17 protein-coding genes and 1 pseudogene are annotated in these 20,400 nt (G+C 62.2%); 9 read left to right on the forward strand and 9 right to left on the reverse strand.

The genetic code is table 11. The features are described 5' to 3' along the window. Positions 1-5 precede the first annotated feature (5 nt). A complete protein-coding gene (locus tag ACI512_RS29430; RefSeq protein ID WP_015885701.1) occupies positions 6-1,244 on the forward strand; it encodes a transporter associated domain-containing protein in 1,239 nt (412 codons plus the stop codon). A 336-nt stretch (positions 1,245-1,580) separates the two neighbouring features. Next, a complete protein-coding gene (locus tag ACI512_RS29435) occupies positions 1,581-2,891 on the forward strand; it encodes an MFS transporter (protein ID WP_046035250.1) in 1,311 nt (436 codons plus the stop codon). A 109-nt stretch (positions 2,892-3,000) separates the two neighbouring features. Here the strand turns inward: ACI512_RS29435 and purT are convergent, their stop codons facing one another. From purT to ACI512_RS29460, 5 genes are all read right to left on the reverse strand, one after another. Further along, the gene (purT, locus tag ACI512_RS29440) at positions 3,001-4,182 is read right to left on the reverse strand and encodes a formate-dependent phosphoribosylglycinamide formyltransferase (RefSeq protein ID WP_014719785.1); all 1,182 of its coding nucleotides are present in this window, start codon (positions 4,180-4,182) and stop codon (positions 3,001-3,003) included. A 69-nt stretch (positions 4,183-4,251) separates the two neighbouring features. Then, on the reverse strand, positions 4,252-4,719 hold the full coding sequence (locus ACI512_RS29445; protein WP_015885703.1) for a VUT family protein: 468 nt from the start codon (positions 4,717-4,719) through the stop codon (positions 4,252-4,254). A gap of 258 nt (positions 4,720-4,977) precedes the next feature. After that, positions 4,978-5,193 (reverse strand): DUF1289 domain-containing protein, encoded by a 216-nt coding sequence (locus ACI512_RS29450; RefSeq protein ID WP_231809407.1) that lies wholly within the window; start codon positions 5,191-5,193, stop codon positions 4,978-4,980. Beyond that, the gene (locus ACI512_RS29455; protein ID WP_015885705.1) at positions 5,190-5,714 is read right to left on the reverse strand and encodes a gamma carbonic anhydrase family protein; all 525 of its coding nucleotides are present in this window, start codon (positions 5,712-5,714) and stop codon (positions 5,190-5,192) included. The genes ACI512_RS29450 and ACI512_RS29455 overlap by 4 nt, the downstream gene beginning before the upstream one ends. Positions 5,715-5,750: 36 nt before the next feature. Further along, complete coding sequence (locus tag ACI512_RS29460) at positions 5,751-6,353, reverse strand: CoA pyrophosphatase (protein ID WP_015885706.1); 603 nt, start codon at positions 6,351-6,353, stop codon at positions 5,751-5,753. A 146-nt stretch (positions 6,354-6,499) separates the two neighbouring features. Between ACI512_RS29460 and ACI512_RS29465 the strand changes: the two genes are divergently transcribed. The 7 genes from ACI512_RS29465 to nagE all read left to right on the forward strand — a co-directional run bounded on the left by ACI512_RS29465 (position 6,500) and on the right by nagE (position 15,005). Next, positions 6,500-7,048: an NUDIX hydrolase gene (locus ACI512_RS29465; RefSeq protein ID WP_231809406.1), complete on the forward strand. Its 549-nt coding sequence runs from the start codon at positions 6,500-6,502 to the stop codon at positions 7,046-7,048. Between the two features lie 37 nt (positions 7,049-7,085). Beyond that, positions 7,086-7,589 (forward strand): murein L,D-transpeptidase family protein, encoded by a 504-nt coding sequence (locus ACI512_RS29470; protein WP_015885708.1) that lies wholly within the window; start codon positions 7,086-7,088, stop codon positions 7,587-7,589. A 262-nt stretch (positions 7,590-7,851) separates the two neighbouring features. Continuing rightward, entirely contained in the window at positions 7,852-8,610 is a 759-nt protein-coding gene (locus tag ACI512_RS29475) for a GntR family transcriptional regulator (protein WP_015885709.1), read from the forward strand. Positions 8,611-8,620: 10 nt separating this feature from the next. After that, positions 8,621-9,727, forward strand: coding sequence for an N-acetylglucosamine-6-phosphate deacetylase (gene nagA, locus ACI512_RS29480; RefSeq protein ID WP_236379543.1), 1,107 nt, complete (start codon positions 8,621-8,623; stop codon positions 9,725-9,727). Further along, positions 9,720-10,730, forward strand: a complete 1,011-nt coding sequence (locus ACI512_RS29485) for an SIS domain-containing protein (protein WP_236379553.1) — start codon at positions 9,720-9,722, stop codon at positions 10,728-10,730. The genes nagA and ACI512_RS29485 overlap by 8 nt, the downstream gene beginning before the upstream one ends. Before the next feature lie 36 nt (positions 10,731-10,766). Next, positions 10,767-13,280, forward strand: a complete 2,514-nt coding sequence (gene ptsP / locus ACI512_RS29490; RefSeq protein ID WP_236379544.1) for a phosphoenolpyruvate--protein phosphotransferase — start codon at positions 10,767-10,769, stop codon at positions 13,278-13,280. A gap of 27 nt (positions 13,281-13,307) precedes the next feature. Then, positions 13,308-15,005 carry an N-acetylglucosamine-specific PTS transporter subunit IIBC gene (gene nagE / locus ACI512_RS29495; protein WP_236379545.1) on the forward strand — a complete coding sequence of 566 codons (1,698 nt, stop codon included), beginning with the start codon at positions 13,308-13,310 and terminating at the stop codon, positions 15,003-15,005. A 152-nt stretch (positions 15,006-15,157) separates the two neighbouring features. Here nagE and ACI512_RS29500 read toward each other — a convergent pair. The 4 genes and pseudogenes from ACI512_RS29500 to purL all read right to left on the reverse strand — a co-directional run. Then, positions 15,158-15,291 (reverse strand): annotated as a pseudogene (locus ACI512_RS29500) (DUF6124 family protein); the annotation flags it as partial. Between the two features lie 145 nt (positions 15,292-15,436). Further along, on the reverse strand, positions 15,437-15,724 hold the full coding sequence (locus ACI512_RS29505) for a HigA family addiction module antitoxin (RefSeq protein ID WP_010207958.1): 288 nt from the start codon (positions 15,722-15,724) through the stop codon (positions 15,437-15,439). A gap of 357 nt (positions 15,725-16,081) precedes the next feature. Further along, positions 16,082-16,393 carry an NIF3 1 gene (locus ACI512_RS29510; protein WP_015885716.1) on the reverse strand — a complete coding sequence of 104 codons (312 nt, stop codon included), beginning with the start codon at positions 16,391-16,393 and terminating at the stop codon, positions 16,082-16,084. Between the two features lie 4 nt (positions 16,394-16,397). Next, positions 16,398-20,294, reverse strand: coding sequence for a phosphoribosylformylglycinamidine synthase (gene purL, locus ACI512_RS29515; protein ID WP_015885717.1), 3,897 nt, complete (start codon positions 20,292-20,294; stop codon positions 16,398-16,400). Between the last annotated feature and the right edge of the window lie 106 nt (positions 20,295-20,400).

Here is a 20,400-nt window from a genome sequence, read left to right on the forward strand (position 1 = left end):
CAAAAATGGACAACTTGCCCCTGGGGCCGATGCTCGCGGTAATTGCCTTGCTGCTGTTATGGGCGGCACTGTTTACCGCCATCGAGGCCGCGCAACAACACCTGCTGGCCCTGCGCCCCGGAACGCGCCAGGGCGACAAGGCCGCCGCCCGCCTGAACTTCCCGCGCCATAGCCTGATCCTGTGCAACAGCCTGTGCCGCGCGGCGGTGGTGATCCTCTGCACGCTGCTGGCGATCTACGCCTGGGCGCAGAATGGCCCATGGCTCGGCTGGCTGATCTCCTGTGCCCTGCTGCTGATCCTCGCCGACTACTTGCCGCGCACTCTGGCCACTCGCCACCCTCAAGCGGTGCTGGGCTTTGGCAATACGCTGCTGGGCGTCCCGCTGAAAATCCTCTACCCCCTGGCCTGGCTGCTCAATGGCATCAGCCTGTTGCTGCTGCGCCCGTTCGCACGCACATCCGGCGTGGTGAAAAAGAGCGACGAACCGCAGCCCGACCACGACGATGAACCGGAACCGGAGGCCGACGAAAACCGTACCCCCGGCATGCCAGGCATCCACGCCCTGGACAACATCACGGTCAACGACATCCTGGTGCCCCGCAGCGAAGTGGACGGCATCAACCTGGATGACTCGGTCGAAGAGATCATCGAGCAACTGCGTACCTCCGAGCGCACCCGCCTGCCGGTGTTCCACAGTGATATCAACCAAGTCCAAGCCGTACTCAACACGCGGCAGATCCAGCACCTGCTGCCTGACGCCAGCCTGACCAAAGAAGCGTTGCTGGCGGCTTGCCACGAACCCTACTTCGTCCCCGAAAGCACGCCCCTGCAACTGCAATTGCTGAATTTCCACAAGCAACAGCGACGCCTTGGCATGGTGGTGGACGAGTACGGCGAAGTGCTGGGCATTGTCACCCTGGAAGATATCCTCGAAGAAATCGTCGGCGAATTCGAAAGCGAGCAGAGTGCAGACAACCCGCATATCGAAGCGCAACCGGATGGCCGCTATATCATCGACGGCGCCGCCTCGATCCGCGAACTGAACAAGAGCCTGAACTGGCACCTGCCCAGCGATGGCCCCAAGACCCTCAACGGCCTGGTCACCGAAGCCCTGGAGACCATCCCGGACTGCGCGGTGTGCCTGAAAATCGGCCGCTACCGCCTGGAAATCCTCGAGACCGAAGACAACCGGGTGAGCAAGGTGCTGATCTGGCACACCAGCAAAATGCCCGTCGCCGCTTAGTTTCCAGACAAAACACAATCAAATGTGGGAGGGGGCTTGCCCCCGATGGCCGAGTGTCAGTCACTGCATCAGGTGACCGATACACAGCTATCGGGGGCAAGCCCCCTCCCACATTTTGACTTGTTGTAAGTTCAAACCCCTTCCTATAATCCCTGCGGCTTATCCAAGCCCCGCCCGACCGCGTGCTACCCGCACCCAACGCGTCCAGGCACCGCTTCATCCTGTCTGACCGGTGTTCGCTCCCATCCCGAGCCACCCCGCGCAACCCCTGATCCATGGGTGTTCGACCAATAATAATCCGCGTCCAAACGCGCAATGACCGTCAGGGATATCGCCATGAGCACCACCTACAACGAGGCCGCGACCGCCGCCCCGACCAACTCGACTGCACGGGTCGCCACGGCGAGCATCGTCGGCACCGCCATCGAGTTCTACGATTTCTATATCTACGCCACGGCAGCTGCGCTGGTGATCGGCCCGGTGTTCTTCCCGCAGACCTCCGGCACCGCGCAGATGCTGGCGTCGTTCCTGACCTTCGGTATCGCCTTCATCGCCCGCCCATTGGGCTCGGCGCTGTTCGGCCACTTCGGTGATCGCATCGGGCGTAAATCGACGCTGGTGGCTTCGCTGCTGCTGATGGGCGTGTGTACCACGCTGATTGGCTTGCTGCCGGGTTATGACAGCATCGGGGCCTGGGCGCCGATCCTGTTATGCATACTGCGGTTTGGCCAGGGCTTGGGGCTCGGTGGGGAATGGGGCGGCGCGGCACTGCTGGCGACCGAGAATGCGCCCAAAGGCAAGCGCGCCTGGTTCGGCATGTTCCCGCAACTGGGCCCTTCGATTGGCTTCCTGGCGGCCAATGGCTTGTTCCTGATCCTGGCGATGAGCCTGAACGACGAGCAGTTCCGCAGCTGGGGCTGGCGCATCCCGTTCATCCTCAGCGCTGCGTTGGTGATGGTGGGCCTGTATGCGCGCTTGAAGCTGCATGAAACGCCAGTCTTCGCCAATGCCGTCGCCAAAGAAGCGCCGGTAAAAGTGCCGTTGGTGGAACTGTTCAGCCAGCATTGGCTGCCCGTATTGCTGGGCGCCGCGTCGATGGTGGTGTGTTATGCGTTGTTCTACATCACCACCGCGTTTTCACTGAGCTACGGCGTTTCGACCTTGGGCTATAGCCGCGAGACCTTCCTTGGCTTGTTGTGCTTTGCCGTGCTGTTCATGGGCCTGGCCACGCCGCTGGCGGCCTTGGCCAGTGACCGTTACGGGCGCAGGCCTGTGCTGATCGTCGGTGCGATCCTGGCGATCCTGTCGGGCTTTACCATGGAGCCGCTGCTGACCCACGGTTCGACCTGGGCGGTGGCGCTGTTCCTGGCCTTGGAGCTGTTCCTGATGGGCGTGACCTTCGCGCCGATGGGCGCCATGCTGCCGGAGTTGTTCCCAACGCGCGTGCGTTATACCGGCGCGTCGGCGGCGTATAACCTGGGTGGGATCGTGGGGGCTTCAGCGGCACCGTTCTTCGCGACCAAGCTGGTGGCGATGGGCGGGCTGAGTTATGTCGGCGGGTATGTGTCGGCGGCGGCGTTGCTCAGCTTGATCGCTGTGCTGTGCCTGAAAGAGACGCGGGATAATGATTTGAACAAGGTCGTCTGATAGACCGTCTTCGCGAGCAAGCCCCACATTTGATCGGGTTCACACATTTTGACTTGTGAACTCATTCAAGTGTGGGAGCCGGGCTTGCCCGCGATGGGCGCGACGCGGTTTAAAGCTCTACGACAACAGCCTTGGAAGCACGAGTAGCCTTGGCCCGAGCCGCTTCAATCGACTCATCCCGCGCCAGCGCCACACCCATGCGACGCTGGCCATTCACTTCCGGTTTGCCAAACAGGCGCAACGCCGTGTCCGGCTCGCTCAACGCGGCGCCCAAGTTGGCGAACGCGGTCTGGGTCGACTGCCCTTCCACCAGAATCACCGCCGAAGCCGAAGGCCCGAACTGACGGATCAACGGGATCGGCAGGCCCAGGATGGCGCGAGCGTGCAAGGCGAACTGCGACAGGTCCTGGGAAATCAGGGTCACCAGGCCGGTGTCATGCGGGCGCGGCGACACTTCACTGAACCACACCTGATCACCCTTGATGAACAGCTCCACGCCAAACAGGCCACGACCGCCCAGGGCCTCGGTCACCGCTTTGGCAACGCGCTCGGACTCGGCCAGGGCAATCGGGCTCATGGCCTGCGGCTGCCAGGATTCCTGGTAGTCGCCCTTCTCCTGACGGTGACCGACTGGCGCGCAGAAGGTGGTGCCACCGATGTGACGCACGGTCAGCAGGGTGATTTCGTAGTCGAAGTCGATAAAGCCTTCGATGATCACGCGGCCTTTACCGGCACGACCGCCTTCCTGGGCGTAATCCCAGGCTTTCTGCACATCGTCTGTGCTGCGCAGTAGGCTCTGGCCCTTGCCCGACGAACTCATCACCGGCTTGACCACGCACGGGAAGCCCAGGTCCTGGACGGCCTTGCTGTAGTCTTCGAAGGTATCGGCGAAGTGGTACGGCGAGGTCGGCAGGTCCAGCTCTTCGGCGGCCAGGCGGCGGATGCCTTCGCGGTTCATGGTCAGCGAGGTAGCACGCGCGGTCGGGATCACGGTGAAGCCTTCAGCTTCCAGTTCCACCAGGGTGGCGGTGGCGATGGCTTCGATTTCCGGCACGATGAAGTGCGGTTTTTCCGCCTCGATCACCGCACGCAGGGCGGCGCCGTCGAGCATGTTGATCACGTGGCTACGGTGCGCCACCTGCATGGCCGGCGCGTTGGCGTAGCGATCCACGGCAATCACTTCAACGCCCAGGCGTTGCAGTTCGATTACCACTTCCTTGCCCAGCTCACCGCAGCCACACAGCAAAACGCGGGTCGCGGTTGGCGACAATGGAGTTCCGATTCGGGTCATCTCAGGTCCTCAGGGGAGCGGATCATGGGGAGAAAGGCGGGCATTTTACATGAACTGTAAAAATTGGCCTCAGTTGGCGACGGCCCGCTTGCGGATTCGCCAAGCCATGATCAGCCACACCACCGTGACCCCGGCGAATTTCGATACCAGCGCGGTGCCCGCCACGGCCGGGGTGAGCGCGCCGATCAGGCCGAAGAAGATAAACGTGTCGAGGGGAATGCTCAGTGCTGAACTTATCCACAGGCGATCGTGCAGCGGGCGCTTGGTGATACTGAACACCAGCCAGTCAATGCACTCGGACACCGCGAACGCCGTGGCGCTGGCCAGGGCAATGGCCGGGTCGGACGTGACATACGACAGCACCAGCGCCGCCAGCATGGCAATGATTGCACCGTGGCCGAAGCGGGTTTGCACCATGTCGCGCAAGATGAAGACCAGGCCACCCCAGGCGGACCAGATGACGTCGAGGTGCGGGGCGGTGGAGAAGGCGAAGTTGATCAGCACGACGCTGCTGATGTAGGCGATCAGGAAGAGCATGGAGGACGGACCTGTGGGTGATGCCGCACAGGGTACTTCACAGCAACCCTTGTAGCGAGCGGACCTCTTGTGGTGAACGGGCTTGCTGTGGTGAGCAGGCTTCTTGTGGTGAGCGGGCTTCTTGTGGTGAGCGGGCTTGCCCCGCGCTGGGTGGCGAAGCCGCCCCAAACCCAGGCACTCAGTTCTAACTGGAAAAACTCAGTGCCTGAAATGGGGCGGCTTCGCCACCCAGCGCGGGGCAAGCCCGCTCACTACAAATCAGGCACCGGATTCCCCGGAGACCATAAACACCAACCCACTCGCCACCGCCCGCTCATGGCACAACCCTAACACCACCCGGCGCTCGGCATTGTCCATGCGGCTCCAACGCGTGATCTCATCCACCGTACGCTGGCAGCCGGTGCACAGGTCGTCATCGTCCAGCGCGCAAATACTCACGCACGGCGAGGCGACGGGGCGTTCAATGGGGTTCATGCTTCCTGCTCAACCAGGTCACGCGCATAACGCTGCGAGTTGTGCACATAGTGCGCAGCGCTGGCTTCGAGCATGCGTTTTTGCGCGTCGGTCAGTTCACGCACCACCTTGCCCGGCGAGCCCATCACCAGCGAACCATCCGGGATTTCCTTGCCTTCGCCGATCAGCGAGTTGGCGCCGATGATGCAATGTTTGCCGATCTTCGCGCCGTTGAGGATCACAGCATTAATGCCGATCAGGCTGTAATCGTCGACAGTGCAACCATGCAACATGGCGTTATGACCAATGGTCACGCCGGTGCCCAGGGTCAGCGGGTAGCCCATGTCGGTGTGCATCACGCTACCGTCCTGCACGTTACTGTTCTTGCCGATCAGGATCAGTTCGTTGTCGCCACGCAACACCGCGTTGAACCAGACGTTGGCGCCCTCCTCCAGCTTGACCTTGCCCACCAGTGTGGCATTCGGTGCCACCCAGCTCTGTGGATGAGTCTCGACACGGGCGTCGCCCAGGCGGTATTTCATGGTTTTCCCTCACGGCATTGCCATTCAAACGATGGCTTAGGTATTGATGAAGCTCTTGGGCGGCTGATGCAGGCTGATCTGAGCGTCGTCATAGAGCAGATTGATCAGTTCGACGATCATGATTGCCGTCAGCCCCCAAATCTTGTATTCGCCGAACCGATAGCTGGGCACGTACCAACTGCGGCCCTGGTAATCAATCCGATGGGTATGTTCGCGCGGATCCTGTCGGAAGAAGTCCAACGGCACGCTGAAAACGGCGGCAATCTCGGCATCGTTGGCCAGGTATTCGACGTAATCGGGGATAACGCCCACATACGGCGTGACGCGAATGCCATGCAAGGAGATCAACGGGCTCAGGGGGCCGATCACTTCGACCAGCCCAGGCGGCAGGCCGATTTCTTCTTCGGCCTCGCGCAGCGCGGTGAAGATCAGGTCCGGGTCTTCGGGGTCGCGGCGCCCGCCGGGGAAGGCCACTTCGCCACCATGGGTCGACAGGCCGCTGGCGCGCAGGGTCAGGATCAGCTCAGGTTCGTCACTGCGGGTAATCGGCACCAATACAGCGGCCTCGGGGAAACGTCCGTCCGTTTCCAGCGTATGCGGCGTGTGATTGCTTACCCGGCGAAGTAGCTCGTCCAGCATGAGTCATCTCGGTCTGTTGGCTACCTTGCATCATGCACCAAAGCGTGCGGGTGCCCAACCCCAAAACCCGCGCAGTGTCGCTAAACGACAACTTGCAGCGCCCTGCCCGTCACGCCAAGATAGACGCACTTTCCAGGAACCCCAGCATGAATTTCTGCAGCCAGTGCGGTAAACCGGTTACCCAACGCATCCCCGAAGGCGACGGCCGCCTGCGCTTTGTGTGTGATCACTGCTCGACCATCCACTACCAGAACCCCAATATCGTCGCCGGCACCGTACCGGTGTGGGGCGATAAAGTGCTGCTGTGCCGCCGCGCCATCGAGCCGCGCCTGGGTTACTGGACCCTGCCCGCAGGGTTTATGGAGAACGGCGAGACGGTGCAACAGGCCGCCGCCCGCGAAACCCTGGAAGAAGCCTGCGCCCGCGTGCACAACCTGAGCCTCTACACGCTGATCGACGTGCCGCACATCAACCAGGTGCATATCTTCTACCGCGCCGAGCTGGTGGACCTGGATTACGCCGCCGGCCCCGAAAGCCTTGAAGTGCAGTTGTTCGACGAAGCCGACATCCCTTGGTCCGAGCTGGCTTTCCGCACCGTGGGGCGTACCCTAGAATACTTTTTCGCTGACCGTCGGCAACAGTCGTTCCCGGTGCGCAGCGAGGCCGTGCCGCCAATGGGCAAGCCCACCCAATAACACTCCGGCAGATGGCCTTTAAAGGGATACCGTTTCAATGCGTTGGTTGCTTGCTCTTATCTGCCTGTCGTTCGTTACCCTGTCATCCGCCTCCACCGTGGAAACCCTGGGCGGTAAAACCGTCGAAAAAGTCCTGGTGCTCAAGTCCGCCCACCAGCTGCAGTTGATCAACGACGGCAAGCCCTTCAAGACCTACCGTATTTCCCTGGGCAAAAACCCCAAGGGCCACAAGTTGATCGAGGGCGACCGCCGCACGCCGGAGGGCCTGTACTGGATCGACTGGCGCAAGACCAGCGAGCGCTTCAACCTGGCCATGCACATCTCCTACCCGAATATCAGCGACGCCGCCCGCGCCCGCCGCGAAGGCGTGAAGCCGGGCAGCATGATCATGATCCACGGCACCCCCGACACCGAGGATTACCCGGAGCAGTGGTTCCACACCCTGGACTGGACCGACGGCTGCATCGGCATGCGCAATGTGGATATGCGTGAAGTCTGGACCCTGGTCAAAGACGGCACCCTGATCGAGATTCGGCCGTAATCTCGTACCGTTCGTAAAATAATCTGAAAATAATTCCTGCCCCTGGCAGGGCCTGCCGGTGAATACCAGTTCACCGTGCGGGCTGCGCACTTCTGTGCGCGATAAAGACCTCTCTAATACCACTTGATACCAGGCACCAATAGAGCGCCATAAAACCGGTGCTTGCACCGTTTTGGCAGCATTGACATGGTATTTAAGTGGTATTAATTTCCGGCCCATACCGGGCGACAACACTCCAATAACCGCATCGGAAACCTCACAGATGAACCCCATCCTGACGCTGCGTCCCGACGACAAACAATCCACGCCGCTGTACCTGCAACTGGCGCGCAACCTCGAAGCGGCGATCCATGCCGGCCAGTGGAAATCCGAACAAGCACTGCCGTCGGAGCGCGCCCTCAGCGAGCAGTTGAGTATTTCGCGAGTGACTGCGCGTAAAGCGCTGGAAGTGCTGTTTGCCCAAGGCCTCATCCGCCGCAGCCAAGGCTCCGGCACGTTTATCACGCCGCGCCTGGAACAACCGTTGTCACGCCTGTCGGGCTTCAGCGAGATGCTGCGGCTGAAGGGTTTTGTCCCCACCTCCCAGTGGCTGGAGCGCGATATCACCCCGCCGACCCACGAAGAGCTGATCCGCCTGGGCCTGTCGCCCACCGACAAAGTGGCGCGCCTCAAACGCCTGCGCAAAGCCGATGACACGGTCATGGCGATTGAAATGACCGCCATGCCCGCCTCCGTGCTGCCCCACCCGCAAGCCATCGGCAATTCGCTGTACGAATACCTGGAAAGCATCGGTAAGCCCGTCGTGCGTGCCCTGCAGCACATCCAGGCCATTAATGCCTCGGATGAGTTCGCCAAGCTGGTAGGTATTGCTCCCGGCACCGCCATGTTGCTGATGACCCGGGTCGGCTACACCGCCGACAACACCCCGATTGAAATCACCGACACCTACTGCCGCAACGACTACTACGACTTCGTCGCAGAACTGCGCCGCCATGACTATTCCGCTGAACTGCGAATTTAGAGAACTGCCCATGTCCGAAGACAACATCCTCACGCCCAGCGGCTGGATTCGCGGCCGCCTGGTGCACGAGCACGGCAAGGTCGTCGCCATCGAAGGCACGCCGTGCGACCCGGCTGACAACGACGTGCCCTACTTGCTGCCCGGCTTTATCGACCTGCATGTGCACGGCGGTGGCGGCAAGGACATCATGGAAGGCGTTGAAGCCTTCGAGACCATCACCCGCACCCATGTGCGTTTCGGCACCACCTCGCTGCTGGCCACCACCATGACGGCACCGGTGGATGAAATCTCCCGCGTGCTCGGCCAGCTCGGCACCTTCTGCGAGCAACGTCCTACAGGCAGCGCCCGTGTGCTCGGCGTGCACTTGGAAGGTCCCTACATCAACCCAGGCAAACTCGGCGCCCAACCCAACTTCGCCCACACCGCGTTGATGGCCGAAGTGGAAGCCTACCTGCGCCTGGCGCCGATCCGGGTGATCACCATCGCGCCGGAAATCGTCGGCCACGATGCGCTGATCCGCGCCCTCAGCGAACGCGGCGTGCGCATGCAAATCGGCCACACCCTGGGCAGCTATGAAGAAGGCGTCGCCGCCCTCGCCGCCGGTGCCACCAGCTTCACGCATTTGTACAACGCCATGAGCCCGCTGCATCACCGCGAACCGGGCATCGTCGGCGCCGCGTTGGCGCATGCCACGTACGCCGAATTGATCCCCGACCTGCTGCACGTCCACCCCGGCGCCATGCGCGTGGCACTGCGCGCGATCCCCTGCCTGTACTGCGTCACCGACTCCACCGCCGCCGCCGGCATGCCCGATGGCGAATACAAGCTGGGCAGCCACACCGTGACCAAATGCCTGGGCGGCGTACGCCTGGCCGACGGCACCCTGGCCGGCAGCACGCTGACCATGGACCAGGCGCTGCGCAACCTGGTGAAGATCGGCCTGCCCATCAGCGAAGCCTCACAACGCCTGTCGCAATTTCCCGCGGACTACCTGGGCCTGGAAGAACGCGGCCGCCTGCAACCCGGCAGTTTTGCCGACTGCGTGCGCCTGAACCGCTCCCTGACACTCACCGACGTAATGGTCGAAGGAGAAACCATTGACTTCAAAAATGCTTGAAGAGGCCCTGGCCTCCTGCGACGCCGTCGCGGCGCAGCTGCAACGCCTGGACCCGTTGCTGGAGGAAGTCGCCGGCCGCCTGCGCCGCCAGCCGCCGCAAGTGGCGATGACCATCGCCCGTGGCAGCTCGGACCATGCCGCCAGCTACTTCGCGTACTTGGCCATGCAGCATGTGGGCATTCCGGTCGCGTCATTGCCCATGTCCGTGGTGACCTTGTTGCAAGCGCCGATGAAAGTCAGCGGCCAGGTGGCATTTGGGTTTTCCCAATCGGGGCAGAGCCCGGACCTGGTCAACAGCCTGCGCCTGCTGCGTAAACGTGGCGCCTTGAGCGTTTCGCTGGTCAACGCCGAAGATTCGCCCTTGGAAGCCGCCTGCGAGTTTCATATACCGCTGTGCGCCGGGCCGGAACACAGCGTGGCCGCCACCAAAAGCTTTATCGCCACCCTCAGCGCCAGCGCGTTGTTGATCGGCCACTGGAACCAGGAAGCCGATTTGCTCGAAGCCTGCCGCGCCCTGCCCGACGAGCTGCGTACAGCCGCCAAGCAGGATTGGAGCACAGCCATCGACGCCCTGCGCGACTGCCAGCAATTGATGGTCATCGGCCGAGGCGCCGGCTTTGCCATCGCCCAGGAAGCCGCGCTCAAGCTCAAGGAAACCTCGGCGATCCAGGCTGAAGCGTTCAGCAGCGCCGAAGTGCGCCACGGGCCGATGGCGTTGATTGGCGATAACTATCCGCTGTTGATATTCGCCCCACGCGGCGCCGAGCAAGCCGGCCTGCTGAGCCTCGCCGCCGACATGCGTCAACGCGGTGCCCGCGTGCTGCTGGCCGCGCCGGACGATATCGCCGAGCGCGACCTGACGTTGAGCCGCGCCGAACACCCGAGCCTGGACCCGATCCTGGCGATCCAGAGTTTCTACGTGATGGCCGCAGGCCTGGCGGTCGCCCGGGGCATGGACCCGGACCAACCGCGCCACCTGAGCAAAGTCACTCGCACTCACTGAGTCGAGTGCCGTGTTTTCCTGATGAGTACCGTGCCCATGTCCAACAACAATAATGATCTGACCCTCTGCGCGCCCCTCAGCGGGCCGGTACTGACCCTGGGCAATGTTCCCGACGACGTGTTCGCCAGTGGCGCCATGGGCGACGGCATTGCCATCGACCCGCTGAATGATTGCCTGCACGCGCCGTTTGACGGGGAAATCATCCACGTCGCGCGCACCGGGCACGCCCTGACGATCCGCGCCAAGAACGGTGCCGAGGTGTTGATGCATGTGGGCATCGATACGGTGGAACTGAATGGCGAGGGGTTTGCCTTGCTGGTGAAGAACGGCGCGCGGGTGAGCCAGGGCCAAGCCCTGGTTCAGTTTGACCTGGACCGCATTGCGCGCCAGTGCAAGAGCCTGGTCAGCCTGATCATCCTGACCAATGGCGAGCGCTTTGAATTGCGTGCGCTTGCCGGGCGAACGGTCAAGGTCGGCGAGCCGTTGTTGCAGATCGTGGCGCGTTCGGCGGCGTCGGCTGAAACGCCTGTGGATAACTCGGCAGGTGAAGCCAGCGCCAGCGTACGCATTACCCATCGGGGCGGATTGCATGCGCGTCCGGCGGCATTAGTGCGCAAGGCCGCGCAGGGTTTCAGCAGTCAGGCGCAACTGCATTTTGGCGACAAGTCGGCGTCGTGCGACAGCTTGATTGGCTTGATGGGCCTGGGCATTGGTGAAGGTGATGAGGTCCGTGTGAGCTGTCGTGGCAAGGACGCTGAGGCGGCGCTGCAGGCGTTGGTCGCGGCCTTGTCCGCCGTCATTAAAGAAGAACACCACGCCCCCGCCGCAGCCCCCGCGCCGCGCCGGGCGAATACCGAAGTCGGTGTGTTGCAAGGCGTGTGTGCTGCGCCGGGCCTGGTGTGCGGGCCGCTGTTCCGCCTGACCGGCATCGAACTGCCTGCCGACACCGGCAACCACTCTGCCGATGAGCAACTGCAGCGTCTGGACGCGGCCCTGGAGCAAGTGCGCAGTGAAATCCGCAGCACCCTCGACCACGCCCGCCAGCGCAAGAACACCGAGGAAGAGGACATCTTCGCCGCCCATCTTGCGCTGCTGGAAGACCCTAATTTGCTCGAAGCTGCGACCGGCTCGATTGAACAAGGCAGCGCGGCTACCCATGCCTGGCGCGATGCAATCCAGGCGCAATGCGCAGTGCTGCTGGCCCTGGGCAAACCGCTGTTCGCCGAGCGCGCCAATGACCTGCGTGACCTGCAACAACGGGTACTGCGCGCATTACTGGGTGAAGCCTGGCACTTCGAATTGCCGGCCGGGGCGATTGTCAGCGCCCATGAACTGACGCCGTCTGACCTGCTGCAACTGAGTGCGCAACACGCTGTCGGCCTCTGCATGGCCGAAGGCGGCGCCACTTCTCACGTAGCCATTTTGGCTCGGGGTAAAGGCCTGCCTTGCGTGGTGGCGTTGGGCGCCGACGTACTCGACGTGCCCCAGGGCCAACGCGTGGTGCTGGACGCCGCCAACGGTCGCCTGGAACTGGCCCCCAGCGATGCGCGCCATGCTGAAGTACACCAGATTCGCGACGCGCAAAAGTTGCGGCGCCAGCAGCAACAAGCGCAAGCCCAACAACCCGCTCACACCACCGACGGTGTGAGCATCGAGATCGCCGCGAATGTCGCCTCCAGCGCCGAAGCCCAGGTTGCTTTTGAAAACGGTGCCGATGGCATCGGCCTGCTGCGCACCGAATTTCTCTTCGTCGACCGCCGCACCGCGCCCGATGAACAGGAACAACGCCACGCCTACCAAGCCGTGCTGGATGCCATGGGTGACAAGTCAGTGATCATCCGCACCATCGACGTGGGTGGCGACAAGCAACTCGACTACCTGCCGCTGCCCGTCGAGGCCAACCCGGTGCTGGGCCTGCGTGGCATTCGCCTGGCCCAGGTGCGCCCTGACGTGCTCGACCAGCAACTGCGCGCCCTGCTGCAAGTCAGTCCGCTGGCGCGCTGCCGGATCCTGCTGCCGATGGTCAGCGAGGTCGATGAACTGCTGCACATCCGCCAACGCCTGGATGAGCTGTGCGTGGAGCTGGAACTGACCCAGCGCCCCGAATTGGGCGTGATGATCGAAGTGCCCGCCGCTGCACTGATGGCCGAGCAGCTTGCGCGGTATGCAGACTTCCTGTCCATCGGCACCAATGACCTGTCCCAGTACACCCTCGCGATGGACCGCGACCACGCCGGCCTCGCCGCCCGCGTCGATGCGTTGCACCCGGCACTGCTGCGGCTGATCGCCCAAACCTGCGCGGGCGCTGCGAAACACGGGCGTTGGGTCGGCGTGTGTGGCGCCCTGGCATCCGACCCGCTGGCCACACCGGTGCTGGTCGGCCTGGGGGTCAGCGAGCTGTCCGTCAGCCCGCTGCAGATCGGCGAAATCAAGGACCGTGTCCGCCACCTGGATGCGGCGCAATGCCGGCAACTGAGCCTTGAGCTGCTTGACCTGAGCAGCGCCAAGGCGGTTCGCCAAGCCTGTCAACACCACTGGCCGCTGAGCTGACAACAACAAGAAAAAAGGAGACACGCCATGTACCAACATTTTATTGAAGGCCTGCAACGCCTGGGCCGCGCCCTGATGCTGCCGATTGCGATCCTGCCAATCGCCGGCCTGCTGCTACGCCTGGGCGACACCGACCTGCTGAACATCGCGGTGATGCACGACGCCGGGCAGGCGATCTTCGCCAACCTGGCGCTGATCTTCGCCATCGGCATCGCCGTGGGTTTCGCCCGCGACAACAACGGCACGGCGGGGCTGGCCGGGGCGATTGGTTACCTGGTGATGGTCTCCACGCTCAAGGTGATGGACACCACCATCAACATGGGCATGCTCGCGGGGATCGCCAGCGGCTTGATGGCAGGCGGGCTGTATAACCGCTTCAAGGACATCAAATTGCCGGAGTACCTGGCGTTCTTTGGTGGGCGGCGTTTTGTGCCGATTGTCACCGGGTTTTCGGCGGTCGGCTTGGGCGTGATATTTGGTTTGATCTGGCCGCCGATTCAGCATGGCATCAACAGCTTCGGCGTCTTGCTGATGGAAAGCGGCAGCCTGGGGGCGTTCGTGTTCGGCGTGTTCAATCGCCTGCTGATCGTTACCGGGCTGCACCATATCCTCAACAACATGGCGTGGTTTGTGTTTGGCACCTTTACCGATCCGGTGACCGGGGCGGTCGTGACCGGTGACCTGACGCGCTACTTTGCAGGCGACCCGAAAGGCGGCCAGTTCATGACCGGCATGTTCCCAGTGATGCTGTTCGGCCTGCCGGCTGCGTGTTTGGCGATGTACCGCAATGCATTGCCGGAACGACGCAAGGTGATGGGTGGGATTTTCCTGTCGATGGCGCTGACCTCGTTTTTGACTGGGGTGACGGAGCCGATTGAATTTGCGTTTATGTTCCTTGCGCCGTTTTTGTACCTGATCCATGCCGTGCTGACCGGCCTGTCGATGGCGGTCACGAATATGTTGAACATCCACCTGGGCTTTACCTTCTCCGGTGGGTTTATCGACATGGTGCTGGGTTGGGGCAAGTCCACCAATGGCTGGCTGGTGTTCCCGGTGGGGTTGGCCTACGCGGTGGTCTACTACAGCGTGTTCAACTACTGCATTCGTCGCTTCAACCTGAAAACGCCGGGCCGGGAAGATATCCAGGTGGTGCAGGCTGAGGTGATGACGGATAACCAGCGGGCCACGGCATACATCCAAGCCCTGGGCGGCGCGGAGAATCTGCTGAGCGTTGGCGCCTGCACCACACGCCTGCGTCTGGACATGGTTGATCGCAACAAGGCGGTGGACGCGGAGTTGAAAGCGCTGGGCGCCATGGCCGTGGTTCGGCCGGGGAACGGCGGGAGCTTGCAGGTGGTGGTTGGGCCGATGGCGGATAGCATTGCTGATGAGATTCGCTTGGCCATGCCTTCGTTTGTTGCCAGTACACCTGTGACGGTTGCGCCTGTGGATAAGCCGATGGCGGTGAATGTGCAGGAAGCCGAGAAATGGCTGAGCGCCTTGGGTGGCCGTGGGAATGTGCGGCAGTTGGAAGCGGTGGCGATGACCCGGTTGCGGGTGGAGTTGGGGGATGATTCGGGGTTGTCCGAAGCTGATCTCACTGCACTGGGTTGCCAAGGTGTCAGCCAGCTGGAAAGCGGTGTTTGGCACCTGTTGATTGGTGACAAGGCATCCGGGTTGAGTGAGGCGCTGGAGCGGTTGGTGACCCGCCCAATCAACGCCTGATCCCCCTGTGGCGAGGGAGCTTGCTCCCGCTGGGCTGCGTAGCAGCCTTTTGTTCAGAACACCCATTTTTTCAGACAGAACGCTGTGGCAGGTTTTGGGGGCGCTTCGCACCCCAACGGGAGCAAGCTCCCTCGCCACAGAGTGTGGTGTATTCAGTTACTGACCGACACTTCCTGTAGATCCAACACTCGATCAACCATCAACTGGATACCTTCCACCATTCGATGAATCCCAGCACCGCATCACGCTGGGGGCCGTCGACGTCAAACGCCAGATTGCCCGCCAGTCCCGGTCACTGAATGGGCAGCGACTGGCGAAGATTGGTGAGGAGAGTTCCGAGGGACAACCTGAAAGGCTCGTGGGAAATCTCCGAGAGCTCAAGATGTCGCAAGCAACGAAAACCCGGCCAAAGCCGGGCTCTTTAATCTCGGTTACTCAATCCGAGCAAACCGCTCAATAACAGGCTGTTCTCTATGCTCTGCCTGCCACAGGTCATAACTGCTCTGCATTGAGAGCCACATCTGGGCCTTGCTGATGCCCGCGCGCTCAAGCCGCACAGCTAGATCAGGGCTAACAGGCGCATGCCCATGAAGAATTCTTGAAAAGGTTTCCCTAGCGAAACCCAGGCGTCGAGCAACTTCAGTGATCGTCATTCCCAGCCCGGGAATGACATCCTCAAGCAGTATTTCCCCTGGGTGAGGAGGATTGTGCATACCCATAAACAGACCCCTTCTCAGTGGTAATCCAGATAGTCGACCAGCTCGACTTAATCGTCATACATGCAATAGCCGCATATCAGTTCTGATCGTCAGACTCATAACATTCCACCACTGAGAAAATACAAAGCAGGGAGACTAGGGAGATGGGTTCCGAGGGACAACCTGAAAGGCCTGTGGGAAAGATCTGACGCGCCTGTCCCAACGCCTTGGCGAGCAAGCCCCACATTCGACTGCATTCCTTCAGGATAAACGCGGTCGAATGTGGGAGCTGGCTTGCCTGCGATTGGCCCTTACAGCCAACAAAAAACCCGCTGACCAAACTGGCCCAGCGGGTTTCTTGTTTCTACAGCCAACAGATCAAAAATCCGCCAACTGCCACACCTCATACGCCGGTGTCTCATACGGATGGCTGAGCTTGAGTGCAGCCACGACAGCCACGATCAACTCATCCGCCACCACCAGCTCAACCTTCCATTCCTCAACCACTTCAACCTGGCCAACTTGCCCAATAAACGGCTGGCTGCCGTCCAACGCGCGGAATTGGCCCTGGCCCAGCACTTGCCAGGCGCAGCTGTCGTAGTTGCCGATGCGTCCGCCGCCGGCTGCGAAGACGGCGGTCTTCACCGTCTCCACATGGCTGTCGGGCACGAAGAAGCTGAGCTTGTACACAGCCTTAGTTCACCCACACGCGGGCGTTGCGGAACATGCGCATCCAGGCGCCGTCCTCGTCCCACTCTTCCGGGCGCCACGAGTTCTGCACGGCGCGGAATACACGCTCCGGGTGCGGCATCATGATGGTCACGCGACCGTCGCGGCTGGTGAGGCCGGTGATCCCGCGCGGCGAGCCGTTCGGGTTGGCCGGGTAGGTCTCGGTGACCTTGCCGTGGTTGTCGACGAAACGCAGGGCAACGGTGCCGGACAGGTCAGCCTCAAGCAGGGCTTCTTCGCTGGCAAACTCGGCATGGCCTTCACCGTGGGCGATGGCGATCGGCATGCGCGAACCGGCCATGCCTTGCAGGAAGATCGAGTTGGACTCCTGCACCTGCACCATGGCAACACGGGCTTCGAACTGCTCGGAACGGTTGCGCACAAAGTGCGGCCAGAACTCGCTGCCTGGGATCAGTTCGCTAAGGTTGGACATCATCTGGCAACCGTTGCACACACCCAGGGTGAAGCTGTCGTTGCGTTCGAAGAAACCCTGGAACGCATCACGGGCACGGCTGTTGAACAGGGCCGACTTGGCCCAGCCCTCACCGGCACCCAGCACGTCGCCGTAGGAGAAACCGCCGCAGGCGACGAGGCCTTTGAACTCATTGAGGTCAACGCGACCGGCGAGGATATCGCTCATGTGCACGTCGATCGCATTGAAGCCTGCGCGGTCGAACGCGGCCGCCATTTCCACCTGGCCATTGACGCCCTGCTCACGCAGTACGGCAACTTGTGGGCGAATGCCTTTCTTGATGTAAGGCGCGGCGATGTCCTGGTTGACGTCGAAGCTGAGCTTGGTGCTCAGGCCCGGGTTGTCTTCTTCCAGGATCACGTCGAATTCCTGCTCGGCGCAGTCGGCGTTGTCGCGCAGGCGTTGGATCTGGTAGCTGGTCTCGGCCCACTGGCGTTGCAGCAAGCGGCGCTGGCCGGCAAACACGGTGTCGCCGTTGAACGAGATGTTGATCTCGCCGTTGTTGATCGGCTGGCCGATCACCGCCACGCAGTCGTCCAGGCCAGCGGCGCTGAATTGTGCAAGCACGTCCGGGGTAGCGTCCTGGCGAACCTGGATCACGGCGCCCAACTCTTCGTTGAACAGGATGCCGTTGATTTCGGAGGCATCCTCGGCAACGCTGTCGAGCACGATGTTCAGGCCGCAGTGACCGGCGAAGGCCATCTCGACGACGCTGGTCAGCAAGCCGCCATCGGAACGGTCGTGGTAGGCCAGCAAGTGACCGTCGGCGTTGAGGCCCTGGATCACGGCGAAGAAGGCTTTGAGGTCTTCGGCGTCATCGACGTCCGGCGCGTGTTTGCCGAGCTTGCCATGGGTCTGTGCCAGGATCGAGGCGCCCATGCGGTTCTGGCCACGGCCCAGGTCGATCAGGATCAGGTCGGTGGTGCCCTTGTCCATGCGCAATTGCGGGGTCAGGGTCTGGCGGATGTCGGTGACCGGTGCGAAACCGGTGACGATCAGCGACAGCGGCGAAGTGACGCTCTTGTCGGTGCCGTCTTCGTTCCAACGGGTGGCCATGGACATGGAGTCCTTGCCCACCGGAATGGTGATACCCAGCTCAGGGCACAATTCCATGCCGACCGCTTTGACGGTGTCATACAGGCGTGCATCTTCGCCTGGGTGACCGGCTGCCGACATCCAGTTGGCCGACAGTTTGATGTCGGACAATTTACCAATGCGCGACGCGGCGATGTTGGTGAGGGTTTCACCAATGGCCATGCGGCCCGACGCCGGAGCGTCCAGCAGGGCCAGCGGCGTGCGCTCGCCCATGGCCATGGCTTCACCGGTGTAGACGTCGAAGCTGGTGGCGGTGACGGCAACGTCAGCCACGGGAACCTGCCACGGGCCGACCATTTGGTCACGGGCCACCAGGCCGGTGATGGTGCGGTCGCCGATGGTGATCAGGAAGCTTTTGCTCGCCACGGCCGGGTGGTGCAACACACGTTCGATGCTGTCGGCCAATTCCAGCGTGCTTGGGTCGAAGTCATCGCCCAGTTCGGCTTCACGTACCGCCGAACGGTGCATGCGTGGGGCTTTGCCCAGCAGCACTTCGAGCGGCATGTCCACCGGGCTGTTGCCGAAGTGGCTGTCGGTAACGGTCAACTGCGGCTCGGCCGTGGCTTCGCCGACCACGGCAAACGGGCAGCGCTCGCGTTCGCAGATGGCCTGGAAGCGCGCGAAGTCTTCAGGGCCGACGGCCAGTACGTAGCGTTCCTGGGATTCGTTGCTCCAGATTTCGTGCGGGGCCATGCCCGGCTCGTCGTTTGGAATGTTGCGCAGTTCGAAACGGCCACCACGGTCGCCATCGTTGACCAGTTCCGGGAAGGCGTTGGACAAACCACCGGCGCCGACGTCGTGGATGAAGCTGATCGGGTTCTTGTCACCCAACTGCCAGCAGCGGTCGATGACTTCCTGGCAGCGACGCTCCATCTCAGGGTTTTCGCGCTGTACGGACGCGAAGTCCAGGTCTGCCGAGCTGGTGCCGGTGGCCATGGAGGAAGCTGCGCCGCCGCCCAGGCCGATCAACATCGCCGGGCCGCCGAGTACGATCAGCTTGGAGCCGACCAGGATCTCGCCTTTCTTGACGTGTTCTTCGCGGATGTTGCCCATGCCGCCGGCCAACATGATTGGCTTGTGGTAGCCGCGCACTTCATCGCCACGCGGGGTGGTGATGGACTGTTCGAAGGTACGGAAGTAACCGGTCAGCGCCGGACGCCCGAACTCGTTGTTGAACGCGGCGCCGCCCAGTGGGCCTTCGATCATGATGTCCAGCGCGGTCACAATGCGCTCAGGCTTGCCGTACGGCACTTCCCACGGCTGTTCAAAGCCTGGGATCTGCAGGTTGGACACGGTGAAACCGGTGAGGCCCGCCTTGGGCTTGGCGCCTCGGCCGGTAGCACCTTCGTCACGGATTTCGCCGCCGGAACCGGTGGCTGCGCCCGGGAACGGGGCAATCGCGGTCGGGTGGTTGTGGGTTTCAACCTTCATCAGGATGTGCACCGGCTCCTGCACCGCGCCGTACTGGCGGGTTTCAGGGTCCGGGAAGAAACGGCCGGCGACGGAGCCGACGATCACCGAAGCGTTGTCCTTATAAGCCGACAGAACGCCTTCGCTGTGCATCACGTAGGTGTTCTTGATCATGCCGAACAGGCTTTTTTCCTGGCTTTCGCCGTCGATGTCCCAACTGGCGTTGAAGATCTTGTGACGGCAGTGCTCGGAGTTGGCCTGGGCAAACATCATCAGTTCGATGTCATGCGGGTTGCGCTTCAAGCCGTTAAAGGCGTTGACCAGGTAGTCGATCTCGTCTTCGGCCAAGGCCAGGCCCAGCTCGGTGTTGGCCTTCTCGAGGGCGGCGCGGCCACCGCCGAGCACGTCAATCGCGGTCAGCGGCTTGGGCTCGGCGTGGCTGAACAGGCCGGCAGCCTGTTCCAACTGGCTGACGATGATCTGGGTCATGCGGTCGTGCAGGCTGCTGGCGATCAGCTCGGCTTCGGCATCGCTGAACTGGCCGGCGACGTAGAAAGCGATACCACGCTCCAGGCGCTGGATTTTGTCCAGGCCGCAGTTGCGGGCGATATCGCTGGCCTTGCTCGACCAGGGCGAGATGGTGCCGAACCGCGGCAATACCAGGAACAAGCGGCCGTTAGGCTCTTGAACCGGAACGCTTGGGCCGTACTTCAGAAGGCGCGCCAGCACTTGCTGTTCGTCGGCGGTCAACACGCCGGTAACGTCGGCGAAGTGAGCAAATTCAGCATACAGGCCTGTAACCGCTGGAACCTTCTGGCTCAGTTGCTCAAGGAGTTTGCTGTGGCGAAAGGCAGAAAGGGCAGGAGCGCCGCGCAGGATCAACATCTTCGGGACAGCCTCGGGAAGGGGGTGTGCTTTGAGGCCGTGCATTCTAGCGTAAACCGTCGCCAACGGCACCCGAAACGCTACCGGTGGCTGGCGCCGAACGTCA

The organism is Pseudomonas petroselini (assembly GCF_045037875.1).
GTDB classification, from domain to species: domain Bacteria; phylum Pseudomonadota; class Gammaproteobacteria; order Pseudomonadales; family Pseudomonadaceae; genus Aquipseudomonas; species Aquipseudomonas petroselini.